A 23,703-nucleotide genomic window follows, 5' to 3' on the forward strand; every position below is an offset into this window, starting at 1 on the left:
TAAAACATATATTATAAACCGACAAAAATCACTAAATTTGCCAACTTGATTAATCAACGAAATTGAGAAATTACAATGAGCCAATTTAAAGAATATAAAAACCTCAACCTTATAGATGTAGCCGAGAATGTTTCGGAATTCTGGAAAGCAAACAACACTTTCGAAAAAAGTGTAGAAACACGTCAGGGAAATCCTGAGTTTGTGTTTTACGAAGGTCCGCCTTCAGCCAACGGAATGCCCGGAATTCACCATGTTATGGCAAGAGCGTTGAAAGATATTTTCTGTCGTTACCAAACGCAAAACGGGAAACAGGTTTTCCGTAAAGCGGGTTGGGATACGCACGGACTTCCTGTGGAATTAGGAGTTGAAAAAGAACTCGGAATCACTAAAGAAGATATTGGCAAAAAAATTTCGATTGAAGATTACAACAAAGCTTGTCGTGAAGCAGTAATGCGTTACACAGATGTTTGGAATCACCTGACCGAAAAAATCGGGTATTGGGTAGATCTTGAAGATCCGTATATCACATACAAGTCGAAATATATGGAAACAGTTTGGTGGTTGTTGAAGCAGTTGTACAGCAAAGAATTGCTATATAAAGGTTACACCATTCAGCCTTATTCTCCAAAAGCAGGAACCGGACTTTCTTCTCACGAATTAAATCAGCCGGGAACTTATCGTGATGTTACCGACACAACAATTGTTGCTCAATTTAAAGTTAAAAAAGATTCTTCTGAATTATTCAACGATGTTGGTGGAGATGTAAACGTTTTAGCATGGACGACAACTCCTTGGACTTTACCTTCAAACACAGCTTTGGCGGTAGGAAGAGATATTGAATATGTTGTGGTGAAAACTTTCAACCAATATACTTTCGAGCCTATAACGGTTGTTTTGGCGAGAGTTTTATTAGAAAAGAATTTCGGTAAAAAATTCGTGGAAGGAACTGATGAAGATTTGGCAAACTATACTTCAGACAGCAAAACAATTCCATTTAAAATTGTAAAAGAATTTACCGGAGAAAAATTAGCCGGAACTCAATACGAACAGTTAATTCCTTGGTTTACGCCGGATGAAACCCCTGAAAAAGCGTTCAAAGTAATCATCGGGGATTTTGTAACGACGGAAGACGGTACAGGTATCGTTCACATTGCTCCAACTTTTGGTGCGGATGATGCGAGAGTTGCGAAAGAAAACGGAGTTCCGCCGATGTTGGTGAAAGATGAGAATGATAATTTGGTTCCGTTGGTTGATTTGCAAGGTAAATTTATCAAAGGAGATAATGTTCCGGAGACTTTCTCAGGAAAATACATCAAAAACGAATATTATAACGAAGGAACTGCACCTGAAAAATCTTGGGATGTAGAACTGGCCATTGTTTTAAAAACAGAAAATAAAGCTTTTAAAGTTGAAAAATATGTTCACAGCTACCCTCATTGCTGGAGAACCGACAAACCTGTTTTATACTATCCGTTAGATTCTTGGTTCGTAAAAATGACGGCTGTAAAAGACCGTTTGGTAGAATTAAATGAAACCATCAACTGGAAGCCAAAATCTACAGGAGAAGGCCGTTTTGCCAATTGGTTGGAAAACGTAAACGACTGGAATCTTTCCCGATCAAGATATTGGGGAATCCCTTTACCAATCTGGAGAACAGAAGATTTAAAAGAAGAAAAAATCATCGGTTCTGTAGAAGAATTATACAACGAAATTGAAAAATCTGTTGCTGCAGGATTAATGAAAGAAAATCCGTTCAAAGGATTTGAAATCGGAAATATGTCTGAAGAAAATTATTCTTTGGTTGATCTGCACAAAAATGTGGTTGACAAAGTAGTTTTGGTTTCAGATTCAGGAAAAGCAATGAACCGTGAAAGCGACCTTATCGACGTTTGGTTCGATTCAGGGGCGATGCCTTATGCGCAGTTGCATTATCCTTTTGAGAATAAAGAATTAATCGATAATAATAAAGCGTTCCCGGCAGATTTCATTGCGGAAGGTGTTGACCAGACTCGTGGTTGGTTTTACACGCTTCATGCTATCGGAACTGCGGTTTTTGACTCAGTTGCTTACAAAAATGTAATGAGTAACGGACTTGTTTTGGACAAAAACGGTCAGAAAATGTCAAAACGTTTAGGAAATGCAGTTGATCCGTTTGAAACTCTTGCGGTATACGGACCAGATGCAACGCGTTGGTACATGATTTCGAATGCAAATCCTTGGGAAAACCTGAAATTCGACATTGAAGGAATTGATGAAGTGAGAAGAAAATTCTTCGGAACTCTTTACAACACGTATTCATTCTTTGCTCTGTATGCAAATGTTGACGGATTTAAATTCGCCGAACCCGCGGTTCAAAATCGACCGGAAATCGACCGTTGGATTTTATCTGAATTGAATCTTTTAATCAAAGAAGTAAAAGCATTCTACGAAGATTATGAGCCAACAAGAGTGGCAAGATCGATCAGTAATTTCGTGAATGACAATTTATCAAACTGGTATGTAAGATTGTGCAGAAGACGTTTCTGGAAAGGAGATTATTCTGATGACAAAATCTCTGCTTACCAAACTTTATATACGTGTCTTGAAACTGTTGCCAAATTATCGGCACCAATCGCTCCGTTCTTTATGGATCAATTGTATCAGGATTTGAACAAAGTAACAGGAAAAGACAGTGTAGAATCTGTGCATTTAACGGATTTCCCGGTTGCGGATGAAAGTTTAATCGATCAGGATTTGGTTGAAAAAACCCATTTAGCACAAAACATTACGAGTATGGTTTTCTCTTTGAGAAAAAAGGAAAACGTAAAAGTTCGTCAACCGTTACAAAAAGTGTTAATTCCTGTGTTGGATAAGAAAACTGAAGAGCAAATTTTAGCCGTTGCAGAATTAATTAAGCAAGAAGTTAACGTTAAAGAATTACAATTGATCAATGCCGAAGAAGCATCTCATTTAATTGTAAAACAGATCAAACCAAACTTCAAAACTTTAGGCTCGAGACTTGGAAAAGACATGAAAGTTGTTGGTAGTGAAATTACTAATCTTTCTGCTGAGCAAATCTCATCTTTAGAAAAAGAAGGAAAGATAGATATTCAAGGATATGAAATTACATTGAATGATGTAGAAATTTCAACAAAAGATATCCCGGGATGGACGGTAACTTCAGATGGAAAAACAACTGTGGCACTAGATTTGAAGATGACTGATGAATTGAAATCTGAAGGTATCGCAAGAGAATTTATCAACAGGATCCAAAATCTGAGAAAAGAAAAAGATTTTGAATTAACAGACAGAATAAGCATCGTTTTGGAAGAAAACACACCGTTTCTTCAACAAATCAAGCAAAATGAAGAATATATTTCATCTGAGGTCTTGTCAAATAAAATAGAAATTGTATCTTCACTTTCAAATTTTAACGAAATCGATATTGATGAGATTAAATTTAAAGTGAATGTTGAAAAAAATTAATATATAACTATTGTTTTTTCAATTTCCAAATCATAAATTTATTAAAAAAGAAAAAGACAATGCAAGACGAAAGAGTAAAATATAACGACTCTGATTTACAAGAGTTTAAAAAGATAATCAAAGAAAAAATTGAGAAAGCAGAGAAAGATTTACAACTGATCAGAGAAAGCTTTATCAACGATCAAAATAATGGGACTGACGATACTTCGCCTACCTTCAAAGCTTTTGAAGAAGGTGCAGAAACGCTGAGCAAAGAGCAAAACTCTATTTTGGCAGGAAGGCAGGAAAAGTTTGTAAGAGATCTGAAAAATGCTTTGATAAGAATTGAAAACAAAACATATGGCGTTTGTAGAGTCACGGGAAAACTAATTCCGAAGGAAAGACTTTTGGCTGTACCGCATGCTACTTTGAGTATTGAAGCTAAAAATATGAAGAGATAATTATTTTTATCTTATTTTTGTAAATAATTAATTGGGTTTATATAATGTTTTACAGCATTGTATAAACCTAATTTTTAATTATATCTATGAGTGAATTTTTGATTTTAGGGATTATCCTCGTCGTTGTTTTATGGTTTTTTAATAAAGATCGAATCAAAAACAGATTCTATCCGGAAAAGCCTAAAAATCTGACGATCGATCAGCAATTCAACTCAGACAAGCGAGAAAGAGAAAAAGAAATCGACAGACTTCTCAGCAAAATGGGCAAGAACGGAATCAATGATTTGTCTGCAAAAGACAGAAAAAGGCTCGACGAACTTTCAAAACATTAAGTCTTCGATTACGCTGAGACTGACAAAAAAAATAAAATTAAAATGGAAGCATTAATTGTACACCCAAAAAACCAAATGGAGCTGAATGCGCTGAAAAGCGTAATGAAAGACATGGGAATTCGATATGAAAAATTTCATACCAGAGGCGCAAAAACTCAAACTTTTGAGAAAAAAACTCCTGTTAAGAAAGAAAATACTGGTAAGGATTTTAAAGACAAACCAAAGACGAATAGGTAATGAAGAAGATTGCACTCATCACTTTTCTTATTTTATTAATAGATCAGGCTTCAAAAATTTACATCAAAACGAATTTTAACCTTAACGACAGTGTTTCTGTTTTTCCGGGTTTTAAATTAACATTTGTAGAAAACCCGGGCATGGCTTATGGTTTTCATTTTGGCGGAATGCTTGGCAAATATTTTTTAGTGATTGTTCGTATTTTTCTGATTGGCGGAATGGTTTACTTGTTCAACAAATGGCTTAAAAGAGGCGAATCTAATTATCTGATTATTCCAATGTCGATTATTTTTGCCGGAGCAATTGGAAATCTTATCGACGGAATGTTCTATGGTTTAATTTTCGACAGCGGAATGGTTTACGACGAAAACGTCAATCAATGGATTGGTTATGGCGGAGTTTCTAAGCTGGTTCCTTTCGGAGAAGGATATTCTACTTTTATGAAAGGCTGCGTTGTTGATATGCTGCATTTTCCGTTAGTGGACTGGTACGTTCCTGAAAGCTGGCCTTTAATTGGAGGGAAACACCTTGAGTTCTTCAAATACATCTTTAATGTTGCCGATTCTGCAATCACTGTTGGGGCCGCATTACTTTTAATTTTCAGAAAAAAAGCTTTTCCAAACGGACTTGAGTTCTAAAATATTTCATACTTTTATGAAACCTTCAAGGTTTAAAATGTATGAAAAGAATTATAAAAAATACAATCAAAATTTTCCTGCTGCTTTTTGTGGCAGGAATTATTTTTATCATTTGGTCAAATTTTACCATTAATAATCAGTCGGAAGATTATGTAACTTCTAATATTTCAACTTTACCAAATGAGAAAACGGGACTTCTTTTAGGAACAAGTAAAACTTTATCCAACGGAGCACCGAATGCTTATTTTTTTAATCGAATTGAAGCTGCTGCAGAATTATTTAAATCAGGGAAAATTCAAAACATCATTGTAAGCGGAGATAACTCTAAAAAGGATTACAACGAGCCCGAAGAAATGAAAAATGAGCTCATTAAAGCCGGAGTTCCTGCTGAGAAAATTTTCGAAGATTTTGCGGGTTTCAGAACTTTAGATTCTGTTCTTCGTGCAAAAGAGATTTTTGGACAAAATTCATACATCATTATTTCTCAGAGATTCCATAATGAAAGAGCGGTTTATCTTGCTAGAAAAAACAATATTGAAGCTTGGGGTTATAATGCTGCAGATGTGAATAAATATGCCGGTTTAAAAACTAATGCGAGAGAAAAACTGGCAAGAGCAAAGGTTTTCTGGGACTTTATGTTTGGGGTAGAACCGAAGTTTGGCGGGGAGAAGATTTTAATTCCTTAACTTTATTCTTCCCGCTAATTTCGCAGATTTACACAGATTTTTTGTTGAAAAATATTTCATTTCAAATAATGTTTTTACAAAATATAAATCTGCTAAATCAGCAGAATCCACGAGAGAATTTTAATTTTTGGCTAAAGCCAATTACCTTTCTAAATAAATAGAGCTGGCTAAAGTCTGCTTCTATTGATAAAAAACTTTCTATAATCCTCGGTGTAAATCTGTGAAATCTGTAGGATAAATACCTAAATTTGCAGTTCAATAATTTCTTAAAAATAATTTTAACAAATGTCAAGAATTCTTACCGGCATACAAGCCACCGGAACACCGCACCTTGGAAACCTTTTGGGTGCAATTATTCCTGCAGTAGAGCTTTCTAAGCAAGCAGGAAACGAATCATTTTTATTCATTGCGAATCTTCATTCGCTGACGCAGATTAAAGATGCAAAAGAACTAAAACAAAACACCTACGAAATTGCTGCGGCTTGGCTTGCCTGCGGACTTGATACCGAAAAAACATTTTTTTACAGACAGAGCGACATCCCTGAAACCTGTGAACTTTCTTGGCATTTATCATGTTTTTTTCCTTATCAGCGACTTACTTTAGCGCATTCTTTCAAAGATAAAGCAGATAGACTCCAAGATGTAAATGCAGGGTTGTTTACTTATCCTATCTTAATGGCTGCAGATATTTTATTGTATGATGCAGAAATTGTTCCTGTAGGAAAAGATCAGCTTCAGCATTTGGAAATTGCCCGTGATGTAGCTTCAAGATTTAATAATCAGATGGGTGAAGTTTTGGTTTTACCTCAAGCCGAATTGCAGGAAGACACCAAATACGTTCCCGGACTTGATGGCCATAAAATGTCTAAATCGAGAGGAAATATCATCAACATTTTCTTACCCGAAAAAGAATTGAAAAAGCAGGTAATGAGCATCGAAAGCGATTCTAAATCTCTGGAAGAACCGAAAGATCCTTCTACAGACAAGACTTTTGCTATTTATGAATTGATTGCGACGCCTGAACAAACAGAAGAATTAAGAGCAAAATATTTAGCCGGGAATTTCGGTTACGGCCATGCTAAAAAAGAGCTTTTAGATTTAATTTTAATAAGATTTGAAAAAGAAAGAGAATTGTTTTCTTACTATATGAACAATCTTGAAGAACTTGAAGCAAAACTTCAGGAAGGTGCAGCAAAAACAAGAGTAATTGCTACGGAAACTATTAAAAGAGTGAGAGAAAGTTTGGGAATTTAATTCTGAACACCGAGAGGTCAAAAAGCAATATAAATATTTCAACCAAAGCAAATTCATTTTTGCTTTGGTTTTTTCTTTTATATTTTTCATGCATGCAAAATTTCACATTTATTCATAAAGACAATAGAAAAATAAATATAAAAACCTATAATACAAGCACTTAAAATTTTATATTTTTCAAAAAAAAGTGAAAAGTGTTGCATGACAATTATTTTTTTGATTCATTTGTAAAGTTGAACCAAATGCGCAGAAAGTTTAAACACAAATTAATTTTAATTATTAAATAATTATTAAATGAAAAAATTATTATTCGCAGCTTTTTTAGTTGCCGGAACAACTTTAGGGTTCGCTAAAGACAACGTACAAAATCCAAAATCTACAAACAACGAATCATCGAAAGTAGAAAGCAATGTTGAAAAACCTCAAACAATTTACCAGTTTGACTCTCTTGAAGAGGCACAAAAATTTTTAGCAGAGTGTAAAGATCTTGTGGTAGTTACAACAGTAAAGGATGGACAAACAGTAATACTCTCAACACATGAGTCAACTCGTCCTTGTATTCTTGAAAATCCAGGAACAAGAATTTATGTGATAAAAGCGTAGTTTATTTTCAAAAAAGAAGGCAAGAGGTTTTCTCAACCTCTTGCTTTTTTAAAAAAACAATTTTATGAATAAATACATTACAATATTCGTACTAATTTGTTCTACACTCACATATAGCCAAGTTAGTGTTACTTACGAATCTATTATTAGACCAATCATAAATTATAATGGTTTTAATTTTCCAGATAGTCAAAAAGCAGAAATCGAAAGACAGATTTTAGAGAATGCCAAAAAACCGGAAAAATATGTGCTGTACTATAATGATGGTAATAGTTTTTTTCAAAGAGATTCTAATGAAAAATTATCAACAAGAGAGCAAAAGACGGAATTCTTTCGCTTAAAAGATAATAGAGGTCTTTATAAATTAAGTGATTATATTGTAGAAGAATTTTATGGATATTATCCCATGGATGATGTAAGCGTAGAGTTTACAAACGAAACACAAACTATTGAAAACTATAACTGTAAAGCAGCACTTTACAAAATAGGAAATGATGAGAGCAAAGTTTGGTATACCGAAGATATTCCTGTTTCTGCTGGACCGTACAATTACTATAAAGTACCTGGTCTAATTCTAAAAGTAGAAAGTCCGAATCTTTTATGTTATGCAACCAATGTTTCAAAAAATGTGAGTGAAAATGACATAAAAAAGATGGACCCGACCTTAAAAGTATATGAAGGTGACAAACTAAAACTCAAGAATCAAGAAGGGGGTATTAAATTTTTAGAAAATAAAAGAATGAAAGCTAGTGAAATGATAAAAAACATGCAAAAGAACTAAAGAACCGAAAGGTTTTGTATTGATTATAAATACTAATGAAGTATCTAATTACTTTCCCTTTTCTTTTCTTTGTTCACTTTTTTTGGGGGCAAAATATTGAAGTAAAAACAATTAGCAAAGAAAAGAAAAATCTTGATAATGTAAATGTACAATTAATAAAAAACAACAAAACAATAAATTTCAAAACTACAAACGAAAACGGTGTTTGTAGTTTTGTTGTTTCTGAAAAAGGCATTTATACTTTAAAATTTACTTCTTTGCTCTACAAAACAAAATTTGTAGAGATAAATACCTTTGAAAAATCTGATTTTGAAATCTTATTGGAGCAACAAATTACCGAAATTCAAGAAGTTAAAATAAAAGCACGCCCAAAAATAGCATTTGCAAAAGGAGATACTATTTCCTATAATATAAAGGTTGTAAAAGACGGAACAGAAAGAACCGTAGAAGATTTAATCAAAAAATTACCCGGGCTGGATATCAATGAAAACGGAAAAGTTACCAATAATGGAAATATTGTAGGACAAGTTTTGGTTGATGGTAACGAATTTTTTGGTAAAAACCATAAAATGGCAACCCAAAACATTACTGCAGATATGATTGATGGTGTTGATTTTTGGAAAAACTACACAACCATGAGTGGAAATCAATCGACTGCTTTAAATTTAAAATTAAAGGACGAATACAAAGGACGAATAACGGGAAATGCACAAGCCAATTACGGCAATAAAAATAGTTATCTTGCTCATGCCAATTTATTCAAATTTAGCAAAGCAGGCAATATAGCCATAATCGCAAATGCTAATTCCATTGCCAAAGACCCTATAGGAATGATGGATTTTTATGAAATGAACAAGCAAGATGATGGAGATAATGGGAATGATGCTACACGTCTTGATACACCTACGTTCTTAAATAATGACGGAAGGGTGAAAGATAAAAACAATCAATTTGGTGCACTACAGTATTCAAAATCAAACAAAACCTTTTCTATAACTGCATTTTCAATCTTCAATACTGCCCAATTAGAAAAACTATCAACTATTAGCAGAATTGCCTTTGAAGGACAACCTGCAACATATAATTTATATGAAACTCGGACAGAAAAAAATAAAGGATTTTTTGGTACAACACAGATAAAAATAAAAAAGACATTCGCAGACAAAAGTTTTCTTTATTACAATTTTGGATTTAATACTGCGGAGGATAACTTTAATCAGGAAATAAATAGAAATTCAAATCTTATCAATACATTCTATGATATAGAAAATGGTATTAAAAGTAACACATTAGGAAATTTTATTTCCTGGAATAAAAAATTCAATATCACTAAAATCTCAATTGATTTTTCACAGCAAAAAAATACAAAAAAATCAATTTTACAGATGAACTCTTCAGAAAATCTATTCCAAAATCCCTTCAACAATTTATTACAAATTTTGGATTTAGATTCAGAAAAATATTCTTTACAGTTTAACTTAAAAAACAATTTTAGCTTTGCGACGATAAATTATCGTTCCGGATATTTTTATAAAAATGAGGATGCCAGATTATCAGAATTTTTCACCTCTGAATCTGAAGTGAAAAATTTAAAAACTTACGATTTTATCAATGAAATATTTATTCAAAAGGGCATAGGAAGCTTTGATTTATCAGGAACTTTAACATCTCATTTTCTTAATTTTAACCAAGTAGAAAAGTATTATTTCGACAAAAATTTTAAGATACAATACAAGTTACAATCAAAGGCAAGTATGGTTTTCGCTTTGGAATATATAAATCAGTATAAATCTCCCGATTTTATTCAACTATTATATGATCAAAATTACAACCGTAACTTATCATATATGCGGAATGCTTCATTATCCCCAGAAACTTTGGTTAATGCCAATGCTTTCAAATTCAATTTTATTAGTTTTAATTTATCCAAAGGAAATTATTTTTTTTCAATACTAGCGTACGAAAAAGCCAACTCCAATTTTTCAACAGACGTAACCAATTTTGGATTTTTTTCTCAATCACTTAATGTTCTTGGTAATTTAAACGATCGCTGGTTCTTACTTACTTCAGATGATAGAAGAATAGGAAATTTTCTCACATTGAAATCTAAATTTACAGGATCATACAGCCGCACAAATAATTTCGTCAGTCAGCAATCCAATGAAACCAGCATAAAAAACATAGAAATAGGGCAAAAAATTTCATCCAAATCTAAGGAAATTCCTGTACAATTTGATTTAGGATATACATTTACTAAATCATTTTTTAAGCAAAGTCTTTTTAATACATCTTCAAGTCAACAAAATCTAAAATTATCTTTAGGGTTACGTGCAAATATTCATAAAGAATGGTTGGGAAATATATTAGGAGAGTACTTCATTCAGAAAACGCAACAAACTATATTAAAAGACTTTCTGTTGGGCGGACAAATTTCTTACAGAAAAGAAAATTCTAACTTTGAATACAATTTACTATTCAATAATATACTGAATTTAAACAATTTTGAATATATTAATAGTTCTGTAAGTTTATTAGGAACGGAAGAAACTGCAATAGTTGCATTACACGGTTATATTACGGGAGGTTTAAAATATTATTTTTGATCATTAAGCATTTCAGACTTTCTTACAAATATTCTTTAATCTGTAAAAGATGTTTTATCACTTTAAGATTTTCAACTTCTTTATTTTCATTTAAAACATCAAAGAAAATAACATCCATGCCAAAGTTCTGAGCACCGATTACATCAGCAATCCAATCGTCACCAATCAAAATACTTTCTTCTTTTTTAGCATCAGAAAGCCCTAAAGAATACTCAAAAATTGCAGGATTAGGTTTTCTTACTCCAACCGAATCTGCGCTTGTAATCGTCTGAAAATAATGATCAACTTTTGAAAGAATACATTTTCTTTCCGTCACTTCCTGAAAACCGTTTGAAATAATATGAAGCGTATAATTTTTAGCTTTTAAATAGTCTAAAATATATTGTGCGCCTTCAACCAGATGATTATAATTCAAAATTTTATCTAAAAAATGTTCTTCAAAATACATTGATAATTCCAGATCATCAATTCCAAAACGCTTGAATGTATCGTAAAAGCGGTGCTTTCTAAGATATTCTTTATCAATTTCGCCATCTCTGATCTGCTCCCAAAGCTTTTCATTGATTTCATGATATACAGAATGAAATTCTTCAAAATCAATAGTATGTTTTAAAGTAATTTCCTCTTTATCGAAAAGATCTTTTATTGTTAAATAAGCGTTTCTGCGGTGATCCCAAAGCGTATTGTCGAGATCAAAAAAAATGTGCTGAATTTTCATACAGCACAAAATTAATGATTTTTAATTTTTCGAAAGATGGTAATGATTATTTTTAATCTTTACAACGTCAAGACTTTTTGAGAAACTAAGCAAAAAATCAATGGTTTGTTTTTTGGGTTTCAAACTTTTCACTTTTAAAGAATCGTTATTTTTCATAGGCAAAAAATGTTTCTTCTTTAAAACGTGAAACATTGTGAATTATTATCTCGTCAGGACAATATTATTTTCTTCCATTATTTTTCTTAGGTTGATTAATGCATAGCGAACACGTCCCAAAGTAGTATTAATACTCATATCTGTATGCTCGGCAATCTCTTTAAAACTTAGTCCGTCAAAAAACCTGAGTTTTATCACCTCCTGTTGATTCTGTGGTAAAAACTGCAGCATTTTTAGCAAATCCTCCTGAATCTGCAGGCTTACCAACTGATCTTCAATATTTTCTGAAGGCTCTCTAATTAAGTCGAAAATAGAAAACTCGTCACTTTCAAAAGTAGTTTCTGAAACTTTTATATTTTTTGCTTTAGCACGAAAATGATCAATAATAAGATTCTGAGCAATTCTTTTTGCCCAAAGAATAAATTTACCTTCTTCGTTGTAACGCCCTTCTTTAAGCATTACAATAATTTTTATAAAGGTATCCTGAAAGATATCATTCGCCAAATCCTGATCATTTATTTTATATAATATAAACGTAAACAATTCTCTCTGGTGGCGATGTATAAGGGTAGATAATGCTTCTTCGTCTCCTTTTTGGTATAGAGAAATTAATAGACTGTCCGTTGATTTCATAACTCATCTCATATATTATCCGCCGACAAACATTTTCCTGACTTAAATCAAGTGAATTTTTAGTTTGCCAAAACAGTATTAGAGTAGAGTCTTATCTATAAGCATTTAAATTATGCTGTAAATATAAATAAAATTTTAATAACTGTTAACCATTTATTAATAATTCTGAAGAATTATTTAAAAAAGATTACTTTAACATGTCATGTAAGAAAGATGTTGGAATATTTAATGTGAAATTAACATTTACTCCTTTCAATTCTTTACCATTTAAACCAGAATTTCCAATAGGAAAAGCATAACCTCCGGTAAGATCTAAAATTCCAAAAAGAGTAACTCCAATTTTGGGAGCCACATACTTATTTGTTCCCTCAACTCCAGCAAGAAAATAGTAAGAATGATAAAAATCTACATTCTTTTCAAAATTAAACAAAACATCAGCCTGTAATTTGGGCATTATGGCAAAATCCGAATTTGCAGAACCCATCAAAGCGGAAGCTCCCAAACGATAAATGACATCATCATTTTTAAGAAACATCAGTTTCCCGCCTACTTCACCGAAGCTTTGATTTTGGTACACATATCCTACATTAATCATTTTGTGCACTGTGTATTGTGCTTTTATAAAAGTGCTTACGAAAAAAAGTAAAAGTATGGTAATTGCAAATCGCATTTTCATTGTAAAGTATTTAAGTGTAAAAATAAAAAAAACTGCTTTAGCATATTCATGTTAAAGCAGTTTCTATACCGAAAAGCAGAATTAAATTCCGAAAGCGGATTTAATTTCTTCTACTTTATCTAATTTCTCCCATGTGAAAAACTCTAAACCTGTAAGAGTCAACTCATTTTTGTGCCCTTTATTAAAGGTTTTATCTGCAACGAAATGCTCTCTTCCCATGTGTCCGTAAGAAGCAGTTTCCTGGTAGATAGGATTTCTTAATTTTAAATTTTGCTCGATAGCGTAAGGTCTCAAATCGAAAACCGTAGAAACTTTTTTAGCAATTTCACCATCATTTAAGCCAACTTTAGAAGTTCCGTACGTATTGATGTATAAACCACAAGGTTCAGCAACACCGATAGCATAAGAAACCTGCACCAAAACTTCATCTGCAACACCGGCAGCAACTAAGTTTTTAGCAATGTGTCTTGTAGCATACGCAGCACTTCTGTCTACTTTTGAAGGATCTTTTCCAGAGAACGCACCACCACCGTGAGCACCTTTTCCACCATACGTATCAACGATAATTTTTCTTCCTGTAAGGCCTGTATCTCCGTGAGGACCACCGATCACGAATTTCCCCGTGGGGTTAATGTGATATTTGATCTGATCATTAAATAATGCTTTAATTTCCTCAGTTTGTAGAGCTACAACTCGAGGAATCAAAATCGTTTTAATGTCTTCTCTGATTTTATTTAACATTTCTTCTTCAGCAGCGAAATCGTCATGCTGAGTAGAAACTACAATAGAATCAATTCTTACCGGTTTGTGATCGTCAGAATACTCAATCGTTACCTGAGATTTTGCATCTGGACGAAGGTATTTAATTTCAGAATCTTCTCTTCTGATTGCAGAAAGTTCTTTAAGAATAGTATGTGCTAAATCTAAAGCTAAAGGCATATAGTTTGCCGTTTCGTTGGTAGCATAACCGAACATCATTCCCTGATCTCCCGCTCCTTGTGCGTTTGCTTTTGTTTCGAAAGTTTCGTCGGCAACAACTCGGTCAACACCTTGGTTAATATCCGGTGACTGTTCGTGGATCGCAGAAATTACTCCACAAGAATCTCCGTTGAACATATATTCACCTTTTGTATAACCAATTCCGTTGATTACTTCTCTTGCAATAGTCTGAACGTCCAAATATGCATCAGATTTCACCTCTCCTGCCAAAACAACCTGTCCTGTAGTAACCAAAGTTTCACAAGCTACTTTTGAAGTTTTGTCGTATGCTAAAAAGTTATCGATCAATGCATCAGAAATCTGATCAGCAATTTTATCCGGATGTCCTTCTGAAACAGATTCAGATGTAAATAAATAAGACATATTATTCTTTGTATTTTTTAGATTAAAATATGTGAAGAAAAAATGAATAATTGCCCGAAAATGCTAAAAGAGAATTACTGTTTTAGCATTTTTTTAGAGAGGTTGCAATCAGGTCAAATTTTTCCTCGTTAATAAACGTCTGCAAAGTTAAGTACTATTTTTTAATACTCAAAAACTTTTATCGATTATTATATTTTTATTGAAACATGCTTCAAATTGCCTCCTGATACAATTATTGAGGCTTAATACTTACAAAATCTTTTGGAGCATTATTGAAATTAAGCTTCGTTTCTAGAGAAGTTTTTATAAAAGAACTCAACTCATCAATGATTTTTTGTTTGAAAGTTGGCTTATAATAAATGATCTTGATCTCTCTATATGGGAAAGGTTTTTTAAACCGGTAAACTTTACCTTTTTGTTCTTCTGAAAGTTGATTTAAGGCTAATTCAGGTAAAATACTTATTCCTCCTACTTTGTCAACCATGTGTACCAAAGTCTGAATATTGGATGCTAAAAAATCTAAATTTTTAGGCTTCAAAGTATTTTCTTTTAAATGACAGATATTTTCAAACTGATTTCTCAGACAGTTACCTTCTTCCAAAAGCCAAACCTTTTCTACATTTAATTCTTCAGGAACGATAAACGTATTTTTCTTGTTTGCTTCAGTATCTGAACTGTAAATCATCAATTCTTCATTAAACAAGAAGTCCTGATAAAATTCGTTGGCGTTATCATAAGGCGTAGAAATAATTCCGGCATCCAACTCTCCTGCTTTTAAAGCTTTAATAATATTGTCTGTCGTCATTTCCTTTACATTCATCTGAATTTTAGGATTGTCCTGCAGGAAATTAAAGATTTCTGTAGGCAAAATAAATGAAGAAACGGTAGGAATTATTCCGAGATTAATGGTCCCGCCCAAAATATTATTTAATAGATTCGCCTTGTTTTTAAGCTCATTTACAGCTTCTATAATTACTTTCGCCTGATCTATAATTTGCAATCCGACATCAGTTGTTCTGATGGGGTGAGTTGTTCTGTCAAAGACCTTTACATCCAGCTCATCTTCAAACTTCTGTATCATTGCACTTAATGTAGGCTGAGTAATAAAGCACGCTTGAGCGGCTTTACCAAAATGCTTATACTTATCTACAGCGATAAGATATTCCAATTGCTGAATGTTCATTTGATTAATATTATCTATGACAAAGATATAACGTTTTTGGCAGAAGCCATTAAAAATTCAACTAAATTTGATTCTTAAAAATTCGATTACATCTCAAATCATAACTATATGGATAATAAAAAATTAACAACAGGTAGCGGAGCACCATATTACGAACATCAGGATTCTCAAACTGTAGGTGCGCGTGGTCCGGTGTTGTTACAGGATTTTATTTTACAGGAAAATCTTGCTCATTTTGTGAGAGAAAGAATTCCGGAAAGAATTGTTCATGCCAAAGGAAGTGGAGCTTACGGAAAATTTACAGTCACTCATGACATTACAAAATATACAAAAGCCAAATTATTTTCTCAGGTAGGAAATTCTTGTAAAATGTTTGCCCGTTTCTCTACTGTTGGTGGCGAAAAAGGAAGCGCTGATACCGCAAGAGATCCTCGTGGATTTGCTTTAAAATTCTACACGGAAGATGGAAATTGGGATTTAGTAGGCAACAATACACCCGTTTTCTTTATTAAAGATGCTAAAAAATTCCCGGATTTTATACATACTCAAAAAAGAGTTCCAAAGACCAACTTAAAAAGCCCAACCATGATGTGGGATTTCTGGAGTTTAAATCCGGAATCATTACACCAGGTTCTGATTTTAATGTCAGATCGAGGGACACCTTATGGCTTCAGACACATGCATGGTTTTGGGTCTCATACCTTCTCGATGATTAATGAAAATAATGAAAGAGTTTGGGTAAAATTTCATTTTAAAACAAAACAGGGAATTAAAAACTTCACCAACGACGAGGCAACGAAAATGGCAGGAGAAAACCCTGATTTTGCTCAGGAAGATCTTTGTAACGCAATCGACAATGGCGACTTCCCGAAATGGACGATGTATATGCAAGTAATGACCGAAGAGCAGGCAAAAGAATTTAGATGGAATCCTTTCGATATTACCAAGGTTTGGTTTCAGGGAGATTTTCCTTTGATCGAAGTTGGTGAAATGGAGCTGAATGAAGTGCCGGTAAATTATTTTGCACATGTAGAGCAATCTACTTTCTCACCAAGTAATTTGATCAACGGAATCAGCTTTTCACCTGACAAAATGCTTCAGGGAAGATTATTTTCTTACCCGGATGCTCACCGATACAGAGTTGGCGTCAATGCTCATCAGTTGGAAGTCAACAGATGCCCGTTTGCGGTCAATAATTACCAAAGAGATGGTTTTATGGCAGATTCATCTCATTATCAAGATAAGCCCAACTACTATCCAAACAGTTTTGATGATATAAGACCAGATTCGTCTTACAAAAATTTTGAATATGAGCTGGATAGCAACCATGTGGCTAATTTCAACAGAAATGAAAATGACGACGATCATTACACCCAACCCGGACTTTTATATACAAAAGCAATGAATCAGCAAGACCGAGAAAACCTGGTAAAGAACATTATAGATCACATGAGGGGAATTGATGGACCTAAAAAAGACGAGATTATCAACCGCCAATTGTGTCATTTTTTCAGGGCAAATATTGAGCTTGGCATGAAAGTGGCATCAGGTTTAAGTGTCAATATTGACACCAACATGATGAATCATTCAAAATAAACTATTAAATAATAAACACTTAAAAGGGAAAAAAGTTATTTTTTTCCCTTTTTATTTGCAAAAAATTTTTAATTTGCAAGTTCTTAAAGATTAAGAGAATAATGACTTACGAAAATATACTGCTAAAGAAAGACGAGAAAACTGCTGTAATTACAATCAACAGACCTGAGAGTTTAAATGCATTAAATGCACAAACAATAAAAGAAATCAGTTCTGCACTAGATGAATTACAGTCTGACAATGAGGTAAGAGTAATTATTTTAACCGGAAGTGGAGAAAAATCGTTCGTTGCTGGTGCAGATATAAAAGAATTTAGTAACTTTAGTCAGGAAAAAGCTGAAGAATTAGCCAGAAACGGTCAAAATATTCTTTTTGACAAGATAGAAAACCTGTCTAAACCCGTAATTGCTGCAGTAAATGGCTTCGCTTTGGGCGGAGGTTTAGAGTTGGCAATGGCATGTCACATCAGATATGCATCTGATAATGCTAAATTGGGTCTTCCTGAAGTGACGTTAGGACTTATTCCCGGATATGGAGGAACCCAAAGACTTCCAAAATTAGTAGGAAAAGGGATTGCTAATGAGATGATTTTCTCAGCAAAAATGATTCCTGCACAAAAAGCAAAAGAAATTGGTCTGGTAAATGAGGTTTTCCCTATTGGTGAACTTCTTTCTAAAACAGAAGAATTGGCAAAAACAATTGCAAACAATTCTCCAATGGCTATTTCACGCGCTATTAAAGCAACCAATCTGTCTGATAGTGATAAAGGTTTTGAAACCGAAATTAAGTATTTCGGAGAGCTTTTTGATTTAGAGGACAAAAAAGAAGGAGTTTCTGCTTTTATTGAAAAAAGAAAGCCTAACTTCTAACATACATATCACAAATTATTTCGAAAAAACCGATGCAGAAGTATAATAAGTTTGACAAAGCTTATCTTAAAATGGCTCAGGAATGGGCAAGACTGTCCTACTGCGAAAGAAAGCAGGTAGGAGCTCTTATCGTAAAAGATAGGATGATTATTTCAGATGGATACAATGGTACCCCATCAGGATCTGAAAACTGTTGTGAAGACGAAACCGGCAAGACCTACTGGTACGTTTTACATGCAGAGGCAAATGCAATTTTGAAACTGGCAGGCTCTACACAATCTGCCCGAGGTGCAACTTTGTACCTTACACTATCACCCTGTAAAGAATGCAGTAAGCTGATTTTACAGGCAGGAATTTCGAGATTAGTCTACATTAATGCTTATTCGGATGACGAGGGAATTGCTTTTTTAAAAGAACATCACATTGAAATAATACAGGTTACAGAGAATGAATTAGAAATTTAACAAAAAAACACAACACGATGACTTGGGATGAAAAAATTAAAGATTTTGAAATCTTTCTTCGCTTTGAAAGAAATTTTTCAGAAAACACACTTGACGCTTATGTTCGCGACATTAAAAAACTTAAAGACTACGCAGTAGGATACCTTGAAAATACAGGTCCTGAGAAGATTACCTATGATAATCTACAGGAATACATTTTCAATTTATCTAAACAAAAATTCAGCGAACGGTCACAAGCGAGATGGATTTCTTCCATTAAAGCTTTTTTCAGATATTTACTGGAAGACGAAATTCGAAATGATAATCCTTCAACACTTCTAGAAGGGCCAAAATTAGGGCTTTATTTACCCGACACCTTAAGCCTTGCTGATATTGAAAGAATTATTCAAGCTATCGAAATAGGTTCTGATCTTGGCAAAAGAAATCACTGCATTATTGAGGTTCTGTATGGCTGCGGATTAAGAGTTTCCGAATTAATAGATGTTAAAATATCAAATATTAATTTTAAAGAAAACTATATCAAAGTCGTAGGAAAAGGAAACAAAATACGTTTTGTTCCTTTAGCCGAATATACAGCAAACCTTTTAAAAGAATATATTACGGAAGTACGTTTTAGAAATAAAATTAACAAAAAGCATGAAGACACCCTTTTCCTTAACAGCAGAGGAACTTCAATGTCTCGCGTTATTGTATTTATAATTATAAAAGAACTAACCGATAAAGCGGGAGTAAGCAAGAAAATATCGCCACACACCTTCAGACATTCGTTTGCCACGCACTTATTGCAAAACGGTGCAGACTTGCGTTATATTCAGGAAATGTTGGGGCATTCAAGCATTACGACAACCGGGATTTATACCCATTTAAAAACTGAAGAACTTCGGGATGTGATATTAAATTTTCACCCGAGAAATTCTAATACTGCTTAATGAAAATACTAAAATTTTGTCCGAATTGCGGAAACCAAACCCTCAATTGGGACGGAGAAAAAAAGTGGAGCTGCCCTGAGTGCAGCTTCACTTTGTATAATAATGTTGCCGGAGCTGTTGCTGTCGTCATTCGCTGCGGAGATGAAATCTATTTAACCAGAAGAAATCAGGAGCCTAAAAAAGGGAAACTTGATTTGGCAGGAGGATTTGTTGATCCCAAAGAAAGTGCAGAAAACACATGCAAAAGAGAACTCTTCGAGGAATTGCAACTTGAAATTGATATTAAAAATCTGAGATATCTAACGAGTCTTCCCAATGTTTACCAATACAAAGAAATTGATTATAATACGATTGATTTGTTTTATGAATATCGTGTTTCAGAAAAGTTCGAAGTCAATATAGAACTATCTGAAATTTCGGAAACTCAATGGATTAAAGCTTCAGAAATCAATCTGGAAGATATTGCTTTCGATTCTCAAAAGAAATTCTTTGAACAGTATTTAAAAGATTTTAATTAGAAGTATTTTCTAGTATTTTTTAGAGTCTAGGACTTCTTGAAAATAAACATTTAAAAGCTTCCTTTCATTGGTTGAGAGGTTAGCTTTTTCGTGGTAAATGATATACGCAGGCATTGGCATCATTTTATTGTCAACCATCTCTATTGCTCGGGTAAGCATTTTGTGCTTCAAATCTTTATTGTATGTTTCCCAAACAGAGAAATTTAAATATTTTCTTCCATCGTTCACATGGCTTTTAATCGACCAGGAAAACGGAGCGACATATGCATATTTAGGGTAAACCGTTTCATCGGAATGACAATCATAGCATGCATTTTTAAGTAATGTAACTACTTTTTTCGGAGCATTTTCAACCTTAATAAAGTTTTTGCGTTGATCTACAGGCTTATTTACCTTATCCACCGGAATAAACTGAATGATTGCAAAACCTACCAAACACCAAAAAACTATTTTTTTAAACTTCTGCATTATCTTCTTAATTGAAGGTCTTTATTTCCTCTGGTTCCAGAATTATTATTCTGAATAGAATTATTCATAGGATTGGTTGTCGATTTCTTCTCACCAGACTGAGCTTTTGCAGGACTCGTAGCTGTACCAAATTTACTGATGTCAAGCACTCTTTTATCGTTTAGATCCCAGGTTTCGGTTGATGTCCATAAAGGTCGGATAACCGCAGTCTTGTAATAAGTATACGAATCTTCCGCAAAAGTTGAATTTTCGAAATCTGCAGCATCCCAATAACGGTTTTCGTTATTATCTACCAAAATACGAACGATATATTCTCCCGGTTTCAATATATCAAACGTTACCGTATTTCCGCTTGTATACTTCTGATATATCGGTTTTTCTGAAGAATCTAAAAGCTGTAGCCAATATTTTTTAATCGGAGCATTTTGAAGCTCAATTTTTAAAAGTCCATAATTCTCAATCTTATCAACTTCAAAATCGAAACGTTTCGACTCCGAATTTTTTTCATAATAAGATGAAATCGTAGTTTTCGGAATTGTCAGCTGATATTTTTTCCCGGAAATGAAATCCGACGTTACTAAAATCTGGTAAGGATTTGTTTCAGATATTTTTGCAGTAAATGGTTGTGCCGTTGTGCTATCAATCGTTAAAGTCCACTTTTCAGGATAAATTTTATCAATAATATAATTGGACGAGATTTTGAAATCAGTTTTTGGAGGCAATAAAGCTCCACCATTTTCACTAACAACATCCATCACATTCTTTTTGTTGTACTTATAAAAAGAAACAACAGTATCTTTCTTCGCAGCTGTATCGTAGCTGAACTCAAGTTTTTCGTTTACGGTTTGCCCAACATCGCTTTTTACAGCATCAAACCAAATCTTTACAGAATCTGATTTTGGAGTATGGGTAACTTTGATATCTTTCAATTTTTCACTTATAGAAAGAACCTTTACTTCTTCGGGGTTGCCTTCAAAAGTCATCAAAATCCCACCCGGCATTTCTTTTAATTCAGGGTTTTTAAATGGTTTCTTAGATGGATACAATTTTAAATTTAAGCCTGAAATAGATTTCTCAACAACAACGGTATCTTTTTGAAATCCAATTTTTTCTTTTCCGGGGTTGTAGATAGAGTTTTCATTATCATCATCAAAAGCAATAATTTTGTATTTACCTTTTGCAAGATAATTTAGCTCATAATAACCGTCATCATCTACTTTTGTGATATAATAGGGCTTTTGCCGGTAATCCATACTGTCTTTCAACTGATAAAGACCAACCACCATTTTATTATCGGAGCTGCTTTTCTTTTTTAAAGCTAAAGCATCCGTAACCTCCCCGCTGATGTATAAATCATCGAGCTTTTCGCCTGTAGAAAAAGCAAAATTATAATACCTCAAAACATTTGCTTCACTGTTATCAACAATCGCATTTCCAAAATTGAAATTATACGTTGTATTGGCCTGCAAAGTGTCGGTCCACTGAATCACCAAAAACTTATTGGCAATATTAGATGGGAGAATTCTTTTGATATTCTTTATAGGTGGCGAAATATTAAGATTTTTATTAATATCCTTTAAGGTAATATATTCATTAAAATCTATACGAAGTTCTTTAATATCTCTTCTCACATTGACTCTTGAGGAATCTATATTTGAGCCTATAGCCTCTGGAGCCAAGGTATCTTTAAGACCGCCGACTGGTGATCCCACTCTAGCACAAGACTGTACAAGAATTCCGATAATGAATAAGAGAAGAAATCTTTTCATGAAATTATTTGAGCAAAAATAAACATTATTCTCCAAAAACTTCAGTTCCTGTTTTCAAAGTGTCCTGATTATCATTCATAATGCTGTGAAGCTTATCTTTCTGAGGTGGAAAATCTTCAAACAGACCCGACAAAGCCAGAGCCGAATAAACTTTACCCGAATATTTATTTCCGATAGCTATAATAGTAACTTTTGATTTTAAAAGGTGAGCAAAAACAGAATTTGTGCCGTGCCACCAACCGTTATGATAGGTTAGTTTTTCTCCGTTATCAAAAATTTTCATTCTAAAGCCTAGACCATAATTGTTTTGTCCGGCCTTTTCATTGCTGTAAGGCGCAAAAATCATCTGCATCAATTCCGGCTTTAAAAAATCTTTAGAAAACATGGCTTTAGAAAAATTATAAAGATCTCTTGGCGTTGTATACACATTTTTATCCCCATAAATAAGATCTAAACGATCTAAAGGATACAACTTATTTCCACCATAATAAAATGACTGCGACGCGGTAGGAATATCTTTTTCCTGAAAGATATAGGTATTATTCATTTTCAATGGTGTAAAAACCATTTCTTGCATCGCCTGCGGAAAAGGAGTTTTAGTAACCTTTTCAATCAATAAAGCTAAAAGCGCAAAATTGGTATTGCAATACATAAAACCAGTATCGGTATCTCTTGCCAGCTCAGGTTTGTATTTGATGATCATATTCAAAACATCCTGATTGGTAATGTAAGTTTTTGAAAGTTCTGCAGGAGCCGGATGAATTTTGGTAATGAAGTATTCGTATTTTGGAAGACCGCTTCTTTGGTCTAATAAAGTCTGAACTGTTACATTCGGATAAGGAAATCCAGGAAAGAATTGCGTCAAATGGTCGGAAAGCTTTATTTTTCCGGCCTCAATTAATTTCATCATTGCCATTGCTGTCATCGTTTTTGAAACGGAAGCAACATGCAACGGTGTATTTTTGTTTATAGGATTTTGATTGCCCTCTCGTGCAAAACCTCTGTAATTTTCATATAAAATCTGATCTCCTTGTGCGACCAAAAAGCTCCCACTCAAATTACCTCTTTCCCAAACCTTCTTATAATATTGGTCGATATAATTTACCGCATAATCTTTATCTACAAGATTAAAATCTCCGGAAGCAAACACTTTGGTTAAATCTACATTTCCGTAATTGGGAAGATTGGTCGTAGATTCTGCTGCTTCAGAATTTTTTTCAGATTTATTTTTACAAGAAAACAGGAATAAAAATAGAGTAGTAATAAATACAAGGTTTAACTTCTTCATGAGATCAAAAAAATGAACGGCAATTTAACAAAACT

General features: G+C 33.5%; 23 protein-coding genes. 15 read left to right on the forward strand and 8 right to left on the reverse strand.

The window, feature by feature from the left end; genetic code table 11:
- Positions 1 to 75 precede the first annotated feature (75 nt).
- The 10 genes from ileS to OH814_RS12485 all read left to right on the forward strand — a co-directional run bounded on the left by ileS (position 76) and on the right by OH814_RS12485 (position 11,039).
- The gene (gene ileS, locus OH814_RS12440) at positions 76 to 3,465 is read left to right on the forward strand and encodes an isoleucine--tRNA ligase (protein ID WP_308828362.1); all 3,390 of its coding nucleotides are present in this window, start codon (positions 76 to 78) and stop codon (positions 3,463 to 3,465) included.
- Between the two features lie 59 nt (positions 3,466 to 3,524).
- The gene (locus tag OH814_RS12445; RefSeq protein WP_066678201.1) at positions 3,525 to 3,905 is read left to right on the forward strand and encodes a TraR/DksA C4-type zinc finger protein; all 381 of its coding nucleotides are present in this window, start codon (positions 3,525 to 3,527) and stop codon (positions 3,903 to 3,905) included.
- 86 nt (positions 3,906 to 3,991) lie between these two features.
- A complete protein-coding gene (locus OH814_RS12450; RefSeq protein WP_076561945.1) occupies positions 3,992 to 4,237 on the forward strand; it encodes a DUF6576 domain-containing protein in 246 nt (81 codons plus the stop codon).
- A 42-nt stretch (positions 4,238 to 4,279) separates the two neighbouring features.
- Positions 4,280 to 4,474, forward strand: a complete 195-nt coding sequence (locus tag OH814_RS12455; protein ID WP_308828363.1) for a DUF2683 family protein — start codon at positions 4,280 to 4,282, stop codon at positions 4,472 to 4,474.
- On the forward strand, positions 4,474 to 5,112 hold the full coding sequence (locus OH814_RS12460) for a lipoprotein signal peptidase (protein ID WP_115620961.1): 639 nt from the start codon (positions 4,474 to 4,476) through the stop codon (positions 5,110 to 5,112). Before OH814_RS12455 ends, OH814_RS12460 begins: the two co-directional genes overlap by 1 nt.
- Positions 5,113 to 5,153: 41 nt before the next feature.
- Positions 5,154 to 5,798, forward strand: a complete 645-nt coding sequence (locus OH814_RS12465; protein WP_308828364.1) for an ElyC/SanA/YdcF family protein — start codon at positions 5,154 to 5,156, stop codon at positions 5,796 to 5,798.
- Between the two features lie 285 nt (positions 5,799 to 6,083).
- Positions 6,084 to 7,052 carry a tryptophan--tRNA ligase gene (gene trpS, locus OH814_RS12470; RefSeq protein WP_308828365.1) on the forward strand — a complete coding sequence of 323 codons (969 nt, stop codon included), beginning with the start codon at positions 6,084 to 6,086 and terminating at the stop codon, positions 7,050 to 7,052.
- Between the two features lie 294 nt (positions 7,053 to 7,346).
- Positions 7,347 to 7,655 carry a hypothetical protein gene (locus tag OH814_RS12475; protein WP_308828366.1) on the forward strand — a complete coding sequence of 103 codons (309 nt, stop codon included), beginning with the start codon at positions 7,347 to 7,349 and terminating at the stop codon, positions 7,653 to 7,655.
- Between the two features lie 64 nt (positions 7,656 to 7,719).
- A complete protein-coding gene (locus OH814_RS12480; protein ID WP_076561952.1) occupies positions 7,720 to 8,436 on the forward strand; it encodes a GLPGLI family protein in 717 nt (238 codons plus the stop codon).
- Between the two features lie 35 nt (positions 8,437 to 8,471).
- The gene (locus tag OH814_RS12485) at positions 8,472 to 11,039 is read left to right on the forward strand and encodes a hypothetical protein (protein ID WP_308828367.1); all 2,568 of its coding nucleotides are present in this window, start codon (positions 8,472 to 8,474) and stop codon (positions 11,037 to 11,039) included.
- Positions 11,040 to 11,061: 22 nt separating this feature from the next.
- On the opposite strand, the gene OH814_RS12490 is transcribed toward OH814_RS12485, so the two are convergent.
- From OH814_RS12490 to OH814_RS12510, 5 genes are all read right to left on the reverse strand, one after another.
- Positions 11,062 to 11,757: a YjjG family noncanonical pyrimidine nucleotidase gene (locus OH814_RS12490; RefSeq protein WP_308828368.1), complete on the reverse strand. Its 696-nt coding sequence runs from the start codon at positions 11,755 to 11,757 to the stop codon at positions 11,062 to 11,064.
- Positions 11,758 to 11,958: 201 nt separating this feature from the next.
- On the reverse strand, positions 11,959 to 12,546 hold the full coding sequence (locus OH814_RS12495) for an RNA polymerase sigma factor (RefSeq protein ID WP_076561955.1): 588 nt from the start codon (positions 12,544 to 12,546) through the stop codon (positions 11,959 to 11,961).
- A 187-nt stretch (positions 12,547 to 12,733) separates the two neighbouring features.
- Complete coding sequence (locus OH814_RS12500) at positions 12,734 to 13,222, reverse strand: hypothetical protein (protein ID WP_308828369.1); 489 nt, start codon at positions 13,220 to 13,222, stop codon at positions 12,734 to 12,736.
- A gap of 81 nt (positions 13,223 to 13,303) precedes the next feature.
- Positions 13,304 to 14,584, reverse strand: a complete 1,281-nt coding sequence (metK, locus tag OH814_RS12505) for a methionine adenosyltransferase (RefSeq protein ID WP_076561957.1) — start codon at positions 14,582 to 14,584, stop codon at positions 13,304 to 13,306.
- Between the two features lie 232 nt (positions 14,585 to 14,816).
- Positions 14,817 to 15,767 carry a LysR substrate-binding domain-containing protein gene (locus OH814_RS12510; RefSeq protein ID WP_076561958.1) on the reverse strand — a complete coding sequence of 317 codons (951 nt, stop codon included), beginning with the start codon at positions 15,765 to 15,767 and terminating at the stop codon, positions 14,817 to 14,819.
- A gap of 108 nt (positions 15,768 to 15,875) precedes the next feature.
- Between OH814_RS12510 and OH814_RS12515 the strand changes: the two genes are divergently transcribed.
- The 5 genes from OH814_RS12515 (at position 15,876) to OH814_RS12535 (ending at position 20,143) form a co-directional block, all read left to right on the forward strand.
- Positions 15,876 to 17,363, forward strand: a complete 1,488-nt coding sequence (locus tag OH814_RS12515; protein WP_308828370.1) for a catalase — start codon at positions 15,876 to 15,878, stop codon at positions 17,361 to 17,363.
- Positions 17,364 to 17,464: 101 nt separating this feature from the next.
- Positions 17,465 to 18,232, forward strand: a complete 768-nt coding sequence (locus tag OH814_RS12520) for an enoyl-CoA hydratase-related protein (RefSeq protein ID WP_279196873.1) — start codon at positions 17,465 to 17,467, stop codon at positions 18,230 to 18,232.
- 32 nt (positions 18,233 to 18,264) lie between these two features.
- Positions 18,265 to 18,696, forward strand: a complete 432-nt coding sequence (locus tag OH814_RS12525; protein WP_076561961.1) for a dCMP deaminase family protein — start codon at positions 18,265 to 18,267, stop codon at positions 18,694 to 18,696.
- A gap of 17 nt (positions 18,697 to 18,713) precedes the next feature.
- The gene (xerD, locus tag OH814_RS12530; RefSeq protein WP_308828371.1) at positions 18,714 to 19,625 is read left to right on the forward strand and encodes a site-specific tyrosine recombinase XerD; all 912 of its coding nucleotides are present in this window, start codon (positions 18,714 to 18,716) and stop codon (positions 19,623 to 19,625) included.
- Positions 19,625 to 20,143, forward strand: coding sequence for an NUDIX domain-containing protein (locus OH814_RS12535; protein ID WP_308828372.1), 519 nt, complete (start codon positions 19,625 to 19,627; stop codon positions 20,141 to 20,143). Before xerD ends, OH814_RS12535 begins: the two co-directional genes overlap by 1 nt.
- A gap of 9 nt (positions 20,144 to 20,152) precedes the next feature.
- On the opposite strand, the gene OH814_RS12540 is transcribed toward OH814_RS12535, so the two are convergent.
- From OH814_RS12540 to OH814_RS12550, 3 genes are read right to left on the reverse strand one after another with little or no spacing between them, the layout of a single operon-like run.
- Positions 20,153 to 20,611: a heme-binding domain-containing protein gene (locus OH814_RS12540; RefSeq protein WP_115620949.1), complete on the reverse strand. Its 459-nt coding sequence runs from the start codon at positions 20,609 to 20,611 to the stop codon at positions 20,153 to 20,155.
- Positions 20,611 to 22,380 (reverse strand): Ig-like domain-containing protein, encoded by a 1,770-nt coding sequence (locus tag OH814_RS12545; protein ID WP_308828373.1) that lies wholly within the window; start codon positions 22,378 to 22,380, stop codon positions 20,611 to 20,613. The genes OH814_RS12540 and OH814_RS12545 overlap by 1 nt, the downstream gene beginning before the upstream one ends.
- A gap of 25 nt (positions 22,381 to 22,405) precedes the next feature.
- A complete protein-coding gene (locus tag OH814_RS12550) occupies positions 22,406 to 23,668 on the reverse strand; it encodes a serine hydrolase domain-containing protein (RefSeq protein ID WP_308828374.1) in 1,263 nt (420 codons plus the stop codon).
- Positions 23,669 to 23,703: the final 35 nt, after the last annotated feature.

The sequence above is a fragment of the Chryseobacterium sp. CFS15 genome (genome assembly GCF_031118795.1).
In the GTDB taxonomy this organism is placed as follows: Bacteria; Bacteroidota; Bacteroidia; order Flavobacteriales; family Weeksellaceae; genus Chryseobacterium; species Chryseobacterium indoltheticum.

Coding starts and splice junctions, on each gene's coding strand:
- ileS (WP_308828362.1), top strand. CDS start 76: ATGAGCCAATTTAAAGAATATAAAAACCTCAACCTTATAGATGTAGCC.
- OH814_RS12445 (WP_066678201.1), top strand. CDS start 3,525: ATGCAAGACGAAAGAGTAAAATATAACGACTCTGATTTACAAGAGTTT.
- OH814_RS12450 (WP_076561945.1), top strand. CDS start 3,992: ATGAGTGAATTTTTGATTTTAGGGATTATCCTCGTCGTTGTTTTATGG.
- OH814_RS12455 (WP_308828363.1), top strand. CDS start 4,280: ATGGAAGCATTAATTGTACACCCAAAAAACCAAATGGAGCTGAATGCG.
- OH814_RS12460 (WP_115620961.1), top strand. CDS start 4,474: ATGAAGAAGATTGCACTCATCACTTTTCTTATTTTATTAATAGATCAG.
- OH814_RS12465 (WP_308828364.1), top strand. CDS start 5,154: ATGAAAAGAATTATAAAAAATACAATCAAAATTTTCCTGCTGCTTTTT.
- trpS (WP_308828365.1), top strand. CDS start 6,084: ATGTCAAGAATTCTTACCGGCATACAAGCCACCGGAACACCGCACCTT.
- OH814_RS12475 (WP_308828366.1), top strand. CDS start 7,347: ATGAAAAAATTATTATTCGCAGCTTTTTTAGTTGCCGGAACAACTTTA.
- OH814_RS12480 (WP_076561952.1), top strand. CDS start 7,720: ATGAATAAATACATTACAATATTCGTACTAATTTGTTCTACACTCACA.
- OH814_RS12485 (WP_308828367.1), top strand. CDS start 8,472: ATGAAGTATCTAATTACTTTCCCTTTTCTTTTCTTTGTTCACTTTTTT.
- OH814_RS12490 (WP_308828368.1), bottom strand. CDS start 11,757: ATGAAAATTCAGCACATTTTTTTTGATCTCGACAATACGCTTTGGGAT.
- OH814_RS12495 (WP_076561955.1), bottom strand. CDS start 12,546: ATGAAATCAACGGACAGTCTATTAATTTCTCTATACCAAAAAGGAGAC.
- OH814_RS12500 (WP_308828369.1), bottom strand. CDS start 13,222: ATGAAAATGCGATTTGCAATTACCATACTTTTACTTTTTTTCGTAAGC.
- metK (WP_076561957.1), bottom strand. CDS start 14,584: ATGTCTTATTTATTTACATCTGAATCTGTTTCAGAAGGACATCCGGAT.
- OH814_RS12510 (WP_076561958.1), bottom strand. CDS start 15,767: ATGAACATTCAGCAATTGGAATATCTTATCGCTGTAGATAAGTATAAG.
- OH814_RS12515 (WP_308828370.1), top strand. CDS start 15,876: ATGGATAATAAAAAATTAACAACAGGTAGCGGAGCACCATATTACGAA.
- OH814_RS12520 (WP_279196873.1), top strand. CDS start 17,465: ATGACTTACGAAAATATACTGCTAAAGAAAGACGAGAAAACTGCTGTA.
- OH814_RS12525 (WP_076561961.1), top strand. CDS start 18,265: ATGCAGAAGTATAATAAGTTTGACAAAGCTTATCTTAAAATGGCTCAG.
- xerD (WP_308828371.1), top strand. CDS start 18,714: ATGACTTGGGATGAAAAAATTAAAGATTTTGAAATCTTTCTTCGCTTT.
- OH814_RS12535 (WP_308828372.1), top strand. CDS start 19,625: ATGAAAATACTAAAATTTTGTCCGAATTGCGGAAACCAAACCCTCAAT.
- OH814_RS12540 (WP_115620949.1), bottom strand. CDS start 20,611: ATGCAGAAGTTTAAAAAAATAGTTTTTTGGTGTTTGGTAGGTTTTGCA.
- OH814_RS12545 (WP_308828373.1), bottom strand. CDS start 22,380: ATGAAAAGATTTCTTCTCTTATTCATTATCGGAATTCTTGTACAGTCT.
- OH814_RS12550 (WP_308828374.1), bottom strand. CDS start 23,668: ATGAAGAAGTTAAACCTTGTATTTATTACTACTCTATTTTTATTCCTG.